Source organism: Rhizobium sp. Leaf384, assembly GCF_001424065.1.
GTDB lineage: Bacteria > Pseudomonadota > Alphaproteobacteria > Rhizobiales > Rhizobiaceae > Ferranicluibacter.
Window position 1 is genome coordinate 94631 of record NZ_LMQE01000008.1, and the last position, 14357, is coordinate 108987.

Here is a 14357-nt window from a genome sequence, read left to right on the forward strand (position 1 = left end):
TTTTCATGGACAGAGCCGTGCTGGTCGTCCGTGTTCTTAGACGAAAGTCATAAGCCGAAAGCATCGCTGCCCGATGGGCATACGATCTGCCATTCTTGTCCATCGGTGCACCGGTAAGCGATCGAGGAGGATCGGCGGCATGCACGTGTTCTGGGAGGACGACAGCAATGGCAAATGTGACATCCGTGGGCCGGACGAAGGCCGCACCGATGACCGGGGAAGAGCGAAAGGTCATTTTCGCCTCGTCGCTCGGCACGGTGTTCGAGTGGTATGACTTCTATCTCTACGGTTCGCTTGCCGTCTATATCGGGGCGACCTTCTTCAGTCAGTATCCGGAAACAACGCGCAACATCTTTGCATTGCTTGCCTTCGCCGCCGGCTTTCTCGTCCGCCCGTTCGGCGCTCTCGTCTTTGGGCGGCTGGGCGATCTCGTCGGGCGCAAATATACCTTCCTCATCACGATCCTCATCATGGGTCTTTCGACCTTTCTCGTCGGCATCCTGCCGGGCGCCGCTTCGATCGGCATCGCAGCGCCGATCATCCTGATCATGTTGCGCATGCTGCAGGGACTTGCGCTGGGCGGTGAGTATGGGGGTGCCGCGACATACGTCGCCGAGCATGCGCCGCATGGCCGGCGCGGTTACTTCACCTCATGGATCCAGACCACGGCCACGCTTGGCCTGTTCCTGTCGCTTCTCGTCATTCTCGGCGTCCAGTTCGCCGTCGGCAAGGAAGCCTTTGCAGCCTGGGGCTGGCGCATTCCCTTTCTGGTCTCCGTCGTGCTTCTCGGCGTGTCCGTCTGGATCCGCGTAAAGATGAACGAGTCCCCGGCCTTCAAGAAGATGAAGGCGGAAGGCAAGACATCAAAAGCGCCTCTCAAGGAGGCCTTCGGGACGTGGAAGAATGCCAAGATCGGCATTCTCGCGCTGTTCGGTGCCACCATGGGTCAGGCCGTGGTCTGGTATTGCGGCCAGTTCTATGCGTTGTTCTTCCTGCAGAACATCCTGAAGGTCGACGGCCAGTCCGCCAACATCATGGTCGCCATCTCGCTCCTCATCGGTACGAGCTTCTTTGTGATCTTCGGCCTGCTTTCCGACAAGATCGGCCGCAAGCCGATCATCATGGCCGGGCTCCTGCTCGCCATGCTGACCTATTTCCCGTTGTTCAAGGCGATGACCTGGACCGCCAACCCGGCGCTTGCCGAGGCGCAGGCAACCGTCCGTGCAACGGTAACGGCCGATCCGGCAGATTGCACCTTCCAGTTCAATCCAACGGGTACGGCGAAGTTCACGACGTCTTGCGACGTCGCGACCGCCTTCCTGACGCGGAATTCCGTGCCTTACGACATCGTGCCTGGACCGGCGGGACAGGCTGCGAGCGTGAAGATCGGCGATGCCACTGTTCCGAGCTACGACACCGTGGCCGCCGGCGCGGATGCAAAGGCAAAGGCTTCGGCCTTCGAAAAGGGTATCAACATGGCCCTTCACGACGCGGGCTACCCGTTGCAGCGTGGTGCAGCGAAGGTGCCGGAAAGCAAGCTCGACGGTTTCGTGGCCGCCAATCCGGAACTCACGCTCGACCCTGCAACCGTCCGCGCATCCGCTCCAGCAACGATGACGGCGGACGAACTTGTGTCTGCCAAGCTGCTGACGGCTGAAGAAGCCAACGGCGTCACCGCGATGCCGGTCTATACCATCGCAAATGGCGGCACCTATTCGATGGTCGCCGACCCGCAGCGGGTCAACTGGATCGGGACGATCGCCATCCTGACGGTGTTGGTCATCTATGTGACGATGGTCTACGGGCCGATCGCTGCGCTTCTGGTCGAACTCTTCCCAACCCGCATCCGGTATTCGGGCATGTCCCTGCCCTACCATATCGGCAACGGCTGGTTCGGAGGCTTGTTGCCGGCGATGGCCTTTGCGATGAGCGCTGCCAAGGGCGATATTTATTACGGTCTCTGGTATCCGATCATCTTCGCAGGCATCACGCTGGTCATCGGTCTGCTCTTCCTGCCGGAAACCAAGGATCGAGACATTCACGCGATGGATTGAGTCTCCTCGATCTCCGAACCCGGCGGGCTTTCCCCGCCGGGTTTTTCGTCAGACGTCCCCGTGATCGGGGAATTGCGTTTTCGGGCGCGGCCAGCCTTTTTCGTCGAGGCGGAACACCCGGTTCTTCCGGGCGAAAAGGAAGGCGATCATCAACGCGCTCCACAGGCCGACCAGCAGGCCGGCGGCCACATCGCTCGGATAGTGCGCACCGACGACAACACGCGTGACACCGATGGTAAGCGCCCCCAGCGCAAACAGAAGCCGAAGCCGCGGCACCAGCATGGCAAAAGCGCCGAAAAAGGATCCGACGGCGGCAGAGTGTCCAGACGGGAAGCTCTGAAACAGCCAATCCGAGGAAAAGGGGGTCAGGCTGTAGGCACCGAGATCGGCAAAGCTTTCGGGGCGAGCGCGGCCGATGAAGAACTTGAGGATATGCACCATGGCGCTGGCCGTGCCGATCGTCACAAGGAAATAGAGCGACAGGCGGCGTGCCGCCCTTGCCTTCTCGGCAAAGCCGTGGCTGCTGACGACACGCGCAAGAATATAGGCAATGATCACCAAAGTCGCCGAGCCGTAGATCATCCAGGCAAAGGTGCCGAAATCCGTGATGCGCGCATTAAAGGCGACGAAGGGTTCCGGCAGCGCTTGAGCATATTGTGAAAGGCGCGGATCGAACGGCACGAGGGCAGTGACAAGAAGGACGGCGCTTAACAGCAGCCACACTGAGGAGGAAATCGGCCTGTTCATGGTGATCCTTTCGGTTTCGCTTCATGTGTTTTCGCTTCTGCTGAAGTCAACCTCAGGACATGAAAAAGCCCCGGTTCCTGACAGGTACCGAGGCTTTTGGCGTTTCTATTTAGGGGTATCAGGCGGCAAGCGCTTTGAATTCGGCAAGGATGGCATCACCCATGTCGGCGGTGCCGACCTGGCGAGCGCCCGGCGCCATGATGTCGCCGGTCCGGATTCCTTGATCAAGGACGTTGGCGATCGCCTTTTCCAGGCGGTCGGCTTCGGAAATCATGTTGAACGAGTAGCGCAGGCACATCGCGAAGGATGCGATCATGGCAATCGGATTGGCAATGCCACGACCGGCAATGTCGGGCGCCGAGCCGTGGACAGGCTCATACATGGCCTTGCGCTTCCCGGTCACGCCATCCGGAGCTCCCAGGGAAGCGGAGGGCAGCATGCCGAGCGAACCGGTGAGCATCGAGGCCACGTCCGACAGCATGTCGCCGAACAGGTTGTCGGTGACGATGACGTCGAACTGCTTGGGCTGACGCACGAGCTGCATGCCGCCGGCATCCGCCAGCATGTGGTCCAGCTGGACGTCCGCATATCTCTCCTTGTGTGTCGCGGTGACGACCTGGTTCCAGAGGACGCCGGACTTCATCACGTTGCGCTTCTCCATGGAGCAGACGCGGTTCGAGCGCGTCCGGGCGAGTTCGAAAGCGACGCCCGCGATGCGCTCGATCTCGTAGGTGTCGTAGACTTGGGTATCGATGCCGCGCTTCTGGCCGTTGCCCAGATCGATGATCTCTTTCGGCTCGCCGAAGTACACGCCGCCCGTCAATTCGCGCACGATGAGGATGTCGAGACCTTCGACCAGTTCGGGCTTCAGCGAGGACGCGGCCGATAGCGCGGGATAGCAAATGGCGGGGCGCAGATTGGCGAACAGCTGCATGTCCTTGCGCAGGCGCAGGAGGCCCGCTTCCGGACGAGCCTCATAGGGCACGTTGTCCCACTTCGGGCCGCCGACGGCGCCGAAGAGCACGGCATCCGCGGCCATGGCCTTCGCCATATCGGCGTCCGAGATGGCAGCACCATGGGCATCATAGGCCGAGCCGCCGACAAGACCCGTATCGGTGACAAAGCCTGCACCCGCTTCCGTGTTCATATGCTCGATGATCTTGACGACCTCGGTCATGGCTTCCGGACCGATGCCGTCACCCGGCAGAAGGAAAAGTGTGCGCGTGGACAAGGAGGCCTCCCAATGACGTTGTCTGTGGCTTTGACGGAAACGAACCCGATTGCGGGATCGCGCGACAGGCCGGTTCCTTAACGCATGTCGCCTGGCAGGAAAATGGCACTTTGCCAAGAATAAGACCTGTCCTTTCAGGTTTTGGCAGGCGTCGCCGTGGCGAGACCTCCAAGCCAGTCCAGATAGCGCGCATAGGCGAAGTGCAGCCCAATGCCGACAAGAACGAACAGGGTGCCGAGAAGCGGATTCTTCCCGGTCACGAACAGGAGCACCTGGCCGATCATGGCAAGGATCGTCCCGAAGATGAAGATCGGAAGAGAGTGCCGGCCAATCAGGACCAGGGGGTGATCGAGGCGGAGGCGTGACAGACGATTGAAGACGGGCGAGATCGCGAGAAGATACCCCAGCGCGAGGACGTGGAGTAGCCGGGTCAGCGACAGGAAGGTCTTGTCGAACCCCGTGAGAACAGCGGGCAGGCCGAAGGAAAAATCAATCGACCACCAGGACAACAGAACCCAGGCGCCGGATATCCCGACATAAAGGGCCGCGATCGAGACGAGTGCCGGATGGCGCGGCAGGGATCGGCCGGCGCGGCTGCGCATCATGGCGACGAGGCCGATGGCAAACAGAAGCTGCCAGGAAAGCGGGTTCAAGAACCAGTAGTTATGGTCGAGGAAGTTGATCGGAACGATGTGGAAGATGCCCGCAACGAGCCAGAGAAGCGAGGACAGCCCAAGAAGAAGAGCACGGCTCATGTTTTGCAGCAGGAGCATGCCTGGAAGCATGAGAAAGACAACGGCATACATGGACAGGATGTTGTTATAGCCGAACTGGTGGCCGAGCAGCACCATGGCAACCACGCCCTGCTCCGTATTGTCGACCAACGGGCGAATGTTGATCTCGCCGATCAAATCCTGCCGTTGAAAGTAGAGTGCGCCGCCAGCGAAGATCGCGAGCGTGATGATGCTCGACATGATGTGGGCGATATAGAGCGTGAACGCGCGGCGCCAGATGCGCAGGCTGAGGGCCAGCCGGTTGCCAGGTCGAAACTTGCGTCCATAGGCAAGGCCGGCCGAAAGTCCCGAAATCAGGACAAAGGCCTCGGCCGAATCCGAAAAGCCGAAGTTCTTGCTCGTGATATATTCGAGATACTGACCCGGCACATGGTTGATGAAGATCATCAACAGACAGATAGCCCGATATGTATCCAGTCGCGTGTCGCGCTCGGCCGGCACGGGAATCCCGCTTGCCGTCCGATTGGTAAGCGGCGATGGCATCGGCTGCAGCAAGGGTTGCAACAGGGCAGAAGGTGCGGTGCGCAGCACCGGTGGCGTGTCTTGAAGCATATGAAGGTCTCATGCGGATTTTGGCGCCCCAGCCCCTCAACCTCGCCGATATCATTCAGGCTTCTCTGGAAGCCGGCCTTGGTTCCGCCAGGGCCGGCTTACCTTGAATGGCTAGAGCAAAACGCCATCATGCGCGTTTTTTGTGACAGTCGTATCAACCGTAACCTCAAACGCACCACTATCATTCTGGCTTCTTGCCACAGCAACCTCGTGGACCTTGCCGTCGATCGTCAACCGAGCCTTGAAGCCTGGCCAATCCGAGGGAAGGGCAGGGTCAACGATCAGGCGATCGCCTTCCTTGCGAAGGCCGAGGATGCCTTCCACCGCCACACGATAGAGCCACGCAGCCGAACCGGTATACCAGGTCCATCCGCCGCGACCGGTCAGGTCCCCGTGACCGTAAACGTCGGCTGCCACGACATAGGGCTCGACGCGGTAGACATCGGCGTCTTCCCGGGTCAGTGCGTGGGTCACCGGGTTCAGCATCTGGAAGGCTTTCCAGGCGTCGTCGCCTCTTTTAAGGCGCGCAAGCGCCAGCACCACCCACGTCGCGGCATGGGTGTACTGCCCACCGTTTTCGCGAACACCGGGCGGATAGGCCTTGATGTAGCCCGGATCCTGCTCCGTGCCGGACAGCGGCGGCGTGAACAGACGGATCAGGCGATGTTCGTCGTCCGCAAGTTCGGCAAGGACTGCATCCATAGCCTGGGTCGCGCGCTCCGGATTTCCTTCGCCCGAAAGCACGCTCCAGGACTGGGCAATCGAGTCGATCCGGCATTCGTCCGACGTGGCCGAGCCGAGCGGCGTACCGTCGTCATAGTAACCACGGCGGTAATGCGTGCCGTCCCATCCGGCCGTTTCCAGCGCCTGCTTCAAACGGTCGAGATGTGCGGTCCAAGCCGTGACGCGGGCGTTGTCGTTGCGTGTCTGCGCGATGGCCGTGAAGTCGCGCAGGGTGGCGGCGAGGAACCAGCCGAGCCAAACGCTGGTGCCGCGACCCTCGATGCCGACGCGGTTCATACCGTCGTTCCAATCCCCTCCGAGGATGAGCGGAAGACCGTTCTCGCCTGTGCGCTTGATGGCGAGGTCCAGGGCCCTGGCGCAGTGCTCGTAAAGGCTTGCGGTGGTTTCCGAGACCTTCGGCTGGAAGAAGCTGTCATGCTGACCTGGCTCGAGCGCTGCCCCTTCGATGAAAGGGATGGTTTCGTCGAGAATATCGCTTGTACCGGTCACCTCGCAGTAATGCTGTGTGGCATGGCCAAGCCAGACGACGTCGTCCGAGATCAGCGTGCGGACGCCGGCGCCTGAGCCGGGTAGCCACCAATGGAGGACATCACCCTCCGCAAACTGGCGGGCAGCTGCGTTCAAGATCTGCGTCCGGGCGAGATCCGGCCGGTGCACGATGAAGGCGAGGGTATCCTGCAACTGGTCGCGGAAGCCGAAGGCACCGCTTGCCTGATAGAAGGCCGAGCGAGCGAGGATCCGGCAGCCGAGACTCTGATAGGGAAGCCAGCGATTGACAAGGTTGTTAAATGCCTTGTCGGGCGTTTCGATCTCCACGACACCCGTGAAGTCTTCCCAGAACGCAGTCGATGCCTCGAGGACCGCTTCGAACGTGTCAGCCTTGGCGGCTTCCAGATGCTCGAGAGCCTGCGCCCGGTTGTCACTATCGCCCATGTAGAGGACGAGGTCGCGCGTTTCGCCAGGCTTCAGCGTGATGTCGAGGGAGAGCGCCGCGCAGGCATCGCCATCGATGTCGGAGCTGCCGGCCAGCATGGCGCCGTCGATCACGGCCTGCGGAGCAAGGATGCCTCCCGTGCGCCCGAGGAACTCGCGACGGCTTGCGGTGAAGCTGGTCGGCGTCTCGCTGAGCGCAAGGTAGGCCGTCCGCCCGGCGTAGTCGATGCTGTAGGGATTGGTCGCCGACATCATCTCCGCAACCTCGTCGTAATGGCTGACGACGAACGGTGCGGTCCGGGCCCGGTTGTTGCCGAGAACCCATTCGACATAGCCGTAGAGGCGCAGGCGACGGGCTTCGCCGGCGCCGTTGGTCAGGCGCAGGCGGGTGTACTTGACGGGCAGAGTGCGATGCACTGTCTGCGTGGCTTCCACCGTCAGACCATCCTGGACGCTCGAGAAGGTCGAGATACCGAGACCATGGCGGGTCTCGAAGGTCACGTCCTTGCGGCGCGAGAGCGCACCATAGGGTGTGACAACCGAGCCACTGGTCATGTCCTTGATGAAGATGGCTTCACCAGGACGGTTACCGATGGGATCGTTGGTCCAGGACGTCAGCTGGTAGTCGCGTGAATTGCGGCTCCAGGTAAAGGCCGAACCTTCGGCGGAGACATGGAAGCCAAAAATGTCGTTGGAGATGACATTGATCCACGGATGCGGCGTCGCTTCTCCGCCTCGCAGACGCGTGACGTATTCGCGACCATCGGGGGAGAACCCGCCATAGCCGTTCCAGAAGTCGAGGCCGTCGCCGGAAATCGCGGCGGGCGCCGCGTCCGTCGCGGGCGGTGCGGCCAGAAGCGGCACGCTACCCACGGCCGGCTTGTCCTTCTTGATGCTCGGCGTCGAATAGAGCGCTTCGGCACGGGCCATCTGATCGGAGATCTTGCCGTTACGGGCGTGGAAGACAGCGCGGGAGGCCGACAGCAAGGCTGCCCAAGTCTCGGCTTCCATGATGTCGCGGCGAACGGCGAAGACGTGCTGACGGGCGCCATCGGACTGGCTGCGCAGGCGCAAGTTCTCGCACATGCTGTCGATCGCGTGCTGCATGTCCTGAGCATAGGAGGCGGCACGTTCGTTGATGATCACCAGATCCGCAGTGACGCCGCGGGCACGCATGTATTCCTGCGCACGCAGGGCCTCACGCGCGATCCCCATGTCCACATCATCGTTGATGCGGACGGTGAAGATCGGAAAGTCGCCGGAAATCGAGAGGGGCCACAGGGCCGATTGCGGCCCGAGACCGGCACGGACGGCTGCCGTGTCCGCGCGCAGCTGCATGTCGGGATAGATGAGGTATCGGCCCAGGATCTGGAAGCTTGCGGCCTCCTGCGATGTCACGCCGACATGGCGCATCTGTACCTGGCTTCGCGTCCACGCATGGATCATCTCATGGCTGAAACTGTCGGGGTGGCGATACCGCTCGACGGCGCGGTCGATATCGGACCTGTTCGGTGCCGCGATCGTCCAGAAGATGACGCTGACCTTCTTGCCCGCGGGGACGCGGACGGTGCGGCGCAGCGACATCACGGGATCGAGGGTGAATCCCGATGTGCCAGAGAGGCCGCCGTCGCCGTCGAAAGCGCGAGCCTCCGCCAGCGTACGGCCTTCGCCGATGAAGCGACGGCGGTCGGTTTCCACCTCAGTCAATCGGTCAATGCCGGCATTGTCGACGATCAGGTGTGCGACCTGCATGTCGGGCTCGCTCGGCGTGCGCTTGTTGCGCGTCACGCGGATGAGATCGCCGCGCGCATCGATTTCCGTTTTCAGGAACATCTTGGCAAACAGCGGATGGGCGTTGTCGGTGTCGTCCGTCGTCAGGACCGGTTCGGCGTAGGAGGTCACTTCGATGAAGCGGTCCTCCGAGCCGGTGTTGACGAGCGTGACGCGTCGGCCTTCAGCGTCGTGCTCGGTCGCGACGATGACCTCGACTTCGCTGGTGAGATCGCCGACGATCTTGATGAACTCGGCCTTGTCGTCGCCGAACCGGGTCGTCGCCTTCTCGCCTTCCGCACGACGCGGCTCGGCGGTCGCCGACCACCATTCGCCTGTCGTGGTGTCGCGCAGGAAGATGAACGTTCCGGTCCGGTCCTCGACCGGGTCCGGCTTCCAGCGAACGACACTCTGGCCGTTCCAACGAGAATAGCCGGAGCCGACCGCGGTCAGCATGATCGCATAATGACCGTTCGACAGGAACACGGTCTCGCGGTCCTTGGCGATCGGATTGGTGACCACGCGGACCTCGGGACGGAGGAGGTCTTCCTGCCCCTTGCCCAATGCTTCAGGCTCGCGCTTGGCATTCATGATCGGAATGTCTCGCGGCGCCTTCTCCTGCAGCAGGAGTTCTGCGGCTTCGATGACGGGATCGGCGTGGAACCACTCGCGCAGGCGGCCATTGAAGACCACATTGGCGACGGCTGCGATCGACATGCCATGGTGGTGGGCATAGTAGTTGCGCACGACCGCGCAGGTCTTGCCCTCGGGAACCCGGGTCGGCGTAAAATCGACCGAGTCGTAGAAGCCGTACATCCCCAGGGCGCCGAAGCCGCGCAGACGGTCGAGGTTGGAGAGTGCGGCCTTGGGATCGTACATGCTTGCAAGGATCGAGGCGTAGGGTGCAATGACGGCGTTCTGACCGAGGCCGCGCTTCAAGCCGAGCGAGGGCACACCGAAGTTGGTGTACTGATAGGTCAGCTCATGGTCGCGGGCATTGAACGCCGCTTCCGAAATGCCCCAGGGTGTGCCGAGGCGACGACCGTGGTTCATCTGTTCGCGCACGATCAGATTGTTCGTCTGGTTGAGGATGCCGCCTTGACGCTCCTGCATCACGAGCGGCGGCATCAGATATTCGAACATCGAGCCGGACCAGGAAACGAGCGCGCCGCGCGCGCCGATCGGGACGACCGGCCGTCCGAGCTTGTACCAGTGCTCCGTCGGAAGATCGCCCTTGGCGATCGCGAACAGGCTGGTCAAGCGGCATTCCGAAGCCAGAAGGTCGTAGCAGGCTTCGTCGAGCTCGCCGCTGTTGACGCGATAGCCGATCGAGAGCAGGCGCCGTTCCTTGCGGAACAGGAACGTGAAGTCCATCGAGAAGGCGATATCGCGGCTGCGGTCGCGCAGCACGATGAGGCGCTGGCGCAAGGCGTCTATGGCGCCGAGGTCGAAGACGCTGTCGGCGATATGCGCTTCGCAGGTCTGAACGAGGAGGCTTGCCCATTTGACGACTTCGCCGCTTGCGCCGCTCTTGACCTCATGGTCGAGGTTCAGCGACAGCTTCTGGATATCGCGGGCGAGAACCGACAGATTGATGACGCGGATCGACGCAAACTCATGCTCGCGCTTGACCGCCTGCAACGCGCTCTGGAAGCCGATCAGGCGTTCCTCGATGCGGCGGCGCAGCGGACGGACTGTCTTTCGGTCGTCCGGCAGGGCGGCCAGCATTTCCGCCAGGATCGAAACCACATCGCCGATACCGTCGAGGCTACCCTGCACATGGGCCGAAGGGGCTTCCGCCCATTCGCGGCACATGGAAGAGACGGCAACAAGGTGGCCGGCAAGGTTGCCGCTATCGACCGCCGAGATGTATTTCGGCTCCATCGTTTCCAGTCGGTTGGTCGTGTACCAGTTGAACAGGTGGCCGCGATACTTCGGCAAGCCATCCACGGTTGCGATGGTTTCCTCGAGCCGGCGGATGGTCTCCTCGAAACCGATCCAGCCGAAGTCGCGCGCCGACATCACCGACAACAGGTAGACGCCGATATTGGTCGGCGACGTCCGCTCCGCCAGGATGGGATGGGGAATCTCCTGGAAATTGTCCGGCGGCAGGAAGTGCTGCTCGGCGGTTACGAAATCCTCGTAAAAGCGCCAGGTGCGACGCGCGATCTTGCGGAATTCGGCTTTCACGTCATCGGAAACGTCGAGCTGGTCCTCGGTTTCGGCCGATTGGCTGACGAGCCATGCAATGGCCGGGGACAGCGCCCAGAGAACAGCGAAGGGAATGCCGATAAAGGGCAGGCCAGTGGCGGAAACGGCAGCCAGACCCAGGGATACGACCGCGATCACAGGCGCGATCCACATGGCACGGTAATAGTCGAGCACGGAACCGGTCGCCGTGCTCTGGACCTGTGCCGCGGTGCGCCATTCCAGCATCAACTTGCCGCTGACGAAGGTCCGGTAGACGGCGCGCACGATCGCATCTGCCATCATGCCGGCGGAGTGCGCGATGAAAACGATGCGCAGGGCAACTTGGGCATTGGCGGCGCTGATTTCGGACAGCACCGCGTGGAAATGCGCGCGTGCGACGATATCATTCCGTCGCGGCATGAGGCCGGAGATCAGCGAAAGCGTGGGGGCGACGAAGAGCGAGAAGATCAACACGACCTGCCAGATCAGGGCTTCCGTCGGCTCCATGTAGTACCAGCCGAGCACGGACGCGATCAGCCAGGCAACGGGGATCAGCGAGCGGCGCAAATTGTCGTACATCTTCCAGCGGCCAAGCATGGACAGTCCGTTCGACGGGCTAACGATGTAGGGAAGGAGCTGCCAGTCACCACGGGCCCAGCGATGCTGACGTGACGTCTCGACTTCGTAGCGGGTCGGGAAATCCTCGACGAGTTCGACATCCGTCACCAGCGCACAGCGTGCAAACGATCCTTCGAGAAGGTCGTGGCTGAGAACCGCGTTCTCGTCGATACGCCCCTTGATCGCCGCCTCGAAGGCATCGACGTGGTAGAGGCCCTTGCCGGTGAACGTGCCTTCCGAAACGATGTCCTGATAGACGTCAGAGACCGTGAACACATAGGGGTCGATGCCGCGATTGGCCGAGAAGATGCGCTGGAAGGACGAGGCTTCGCTGCCGGTCGTCAGTGACGGGGTCACGCGCGGCTGCAGGATCGAGTAGCCCGACAGGATCTTCTGGTTCTTGGCGTCGATCACCGGCCGGTTGATGGGATGGTAGAGCTTGCCGACGAGCTTGGTGACGGCGTCGCGCATCAGGCGCGTATCGCTGTCGAGCGTCATGACATACTGGACGTTCTCGGGCACCTTGTCGGCACCGGCGATGAAGGTCGTATCGCGGTCGCCGCGCAGGAGAAGGTTGAGTTCGTGCAGCTTGCCGCGCTTGCGCTCCCAGCCCATCCAAGCGCCCTCGCCCTCGTTGTAGAGGCGGCGGCGGTGGAGCAGATAAAAGCGGGTGCGGCCGTCATGCGCGTAGCGCTTGGAAAGCGTCGCGATTTCGCCCTTGGCATATTCCAGGACGTCGAGGTCTGCGGCCGTCTCCTCCGTCTGACTGTCGGCCCAGTCGCTGACCAGCGCGAAATAGATTTCGCCCTTGGGATTGGCGAGGTAGTGGACCTCGATATTGCGTACCAGTTCGTCGACGTGATCACGCTTGGAGATCAGGCAGGGGACCACGACGAGCGTGCGCGCATCCTCGGGAACGCCGGAGAGGAACTCGTATCCGACAAGTCGCGACGGTGTCAGGAAGAACGTCACCACCGTGTTGAACAGTCCGGCGGCGCCCTCCGATGCGGGGAGGGCGAAAAGAAGCAGGATGATCAGCTTTGCGCCGGTCGGCATGTCCATCGGGCTGATGAAGTCATAGACGAGCACGATGGCAAGAATCGTCAGAAGGATGTTGGGCAGGGCGATGGCGAGCCAACCCATGCGGCGTGCGATGCGCACGATCGATTGGACGAGCGTCGGCCGGTAGCCGATCACCTCCTCGAAGGCATCCGTCCGGTTTCCGACCAGGAAATCGCCGACGTTGCTGGCATGGACCGGGAGATCGGCATCGCCCGCAACAGGCTCCGTGCCCGCCTCGCCTTCTATCGTGTTTCCCGGAGCCACAGCGTCTGACGCCGCGCGGATCGGCACGACATTCGTTTCGCCAACAGCTGTCGCAGCGTGCCCGCCGACTGGCCCACCAGCTACTCCGCCGGTTGCTCCGCCGACGGCGCCGTTGGCCGCCATTGCGATCGCGCGCTGGGTGACCTCCAGTTCGGTCAGCCCAGAGCGCTTGGCCAGTCGTTCGATTGTCGTGCGGTACTTGTTGCGAGAGCCGAAATCGAGCGACATGTAGTCGGAATGCGTGCGCAATTCGGCATCAAGCTTGCTGACGCTTTCGAACCAAACAGCCCAGTCATTGTCATCGATTTCGCGCAGCGACCGGATGATATTGCTCATCGTCGCATTGCCGGACGACAGGCGGTTCTGTTCGGCGACCAGTGCTGACTCGACATCGCTGCCGCGCTTTTCGAGCTGTTCCTCGAGCCAGGCGATGACGACGCGGCCGCTCTGCGATCCGTCGCGCAAGCGGTAGAGAAGCTGAGCGACAAAGGAGTTGTCGACGGCCAGATTTTCATAATCTTTCAGAAACGTCGCGGCTTTCTCCGGATCGCTCAGGCGAACGATCTGGTCGGCGACGTCGTTTGCCTTGTTGCGCATGGCGCGCGAGCGCTCGACACGGATGGCAATGCGACGCAAGTTCTCGATCAGGATGAAGCGCAGGATGGAGGGGAGGGCCCAGAGCTCCCCGATCTTGAAGGTCGCATGCTCATGAAAGCCCTCGACCATGGCGGTCAGGCTTTCGCGCGATACCGTCGAATGCGTATGAGCCGTATAAAGCCAGGCCAAGGCCATGGTGCGGGGAAGAGAGGTGCCTGCAACGGGTATGGTCGGCAGTTGGCGATAAAATTTGCGAGGAAAGTCGCGCCGTACCTCCTGGATCGCTTCTTCCACGACATAATGGTTATCGAGCAGCCATTCCGCCGCCGGCGTAATGGTGGCCCCGGCTTCCACGTCGGCGGCCGTGATCTTGTAGACCCGGAAAATCTCGCCTTCGTTTTCGCGATGACGCTGGTGAAATTCGAACGGGAAGAAGCTCGGCAGGCTCGCGGCGCCCTCCCGTGCCAAGGCTGCCCCTGCGGCCCGAAGTTCGTCATTCGTCAGATATGTCGAACGGATCGAATCATTGGTGTCGAGAAGGGCGGGCTGGGCTTCGCGCGGCGGGGTCGTGTGTGTGTCTTGCAGGGCCATGGAGAGGGTTCTGGATCCAACCGTTGAGTTAAGATAGGGCGACTGCACAAGGCGCAGTCGGTCGGCGTGAGGCGTGGCCTCTCATTCGGGCGCTTTCACGGCGCCGGCATCGGTTGCCATCGACCGCCGCCGGATGGTACCGGCTTTGGAACGCGCACCACCCGGAACGCCGATCTGCGGGACAAGGTTTGCAGAGACGATCCCCGCATC

Annotated in this window: 5 protein-coding genes; 1 reads left to right on the forward strand and 4 read right to left on the reverse strand. The window is 61.9% G+C overall.

Annotated elements, in window-relative coordinates; all coding sequences use genetic code 11:
• The first annotated feature begins 167 nt into the window (after positions 1-167).
• Positions 168-2054: an MFS transporter gene (locus ASG25_RS18305; RefSeq protein ID WP_062477438.1), complete on the forward strand. Its 1887-nt coding sequence runs from the start codon at positions 168-170 to the stop codon at positions 2052-2054.
• Positions 2055-2102: 48 nt separating this feature from the next.
• On the opposite strand, the gene ASG25_RS18310 is transcribed toward ASG25_RS18305, so the two are convergent.
• The 4 genes from ASG25_RS18310 to ASG25_RS18325 all read right to left on the reverse strand — a co-directional run bounded on the left by ASG25_RS18310 (position 2103) and on the right by ASG25_RS18325 (position 14147).
• Positions 2103-2801 (reverse strand): phosphatase PAP2 family protein, encoded by a 699-nt coding sequence (locus ASG25_RS18310; protein WP_062477441.1) that lies wholly within the window; start codon positions 2799-2801, stop codon positions 2103-2105.
• A gap of 118 nt (positions 2802-2919) precedes the next feature.
• Positions 2920-4032: a 3-isopropylmalate dehydrogenase gene (gene leuB / locus ASG25_RS18315; protein WP_062477445.1), complete on the reverse strand. Its 1113-nt coding sequence runs from the start codon at positions 4030-4032 to the stop codon at positions 2920-2922.
• A gap of 134 nt (positions 4033-4166) precedes the next feature.
• The gene (opgC, locus tag ASG25_RS18320) at positions 4167-5309 is read right to left on the reverse strand and encodes an OpgC domain-containing protein (protein ID WP_062478039.1); all 1143 of its coding nucleotides are present in this window, start codon (positions 5307-5309) and stop codon (positions 4167-4169) included.
• 180 nt (positions 5310-5489) lie between these two features.
• Positions 5490-14147: a glucoamylase family protein gene (locus ASG25_RS18325; RefSeq protein WP_062477447.1), complete on the reverse strand. Its 8658-nt coding sequence runs from the start codon at positions 14145-14147 to the stop codon at positions 5490-5492.
• Between the last annotated feature and the right edge of the window lie 210 nt (positions 14148-14357).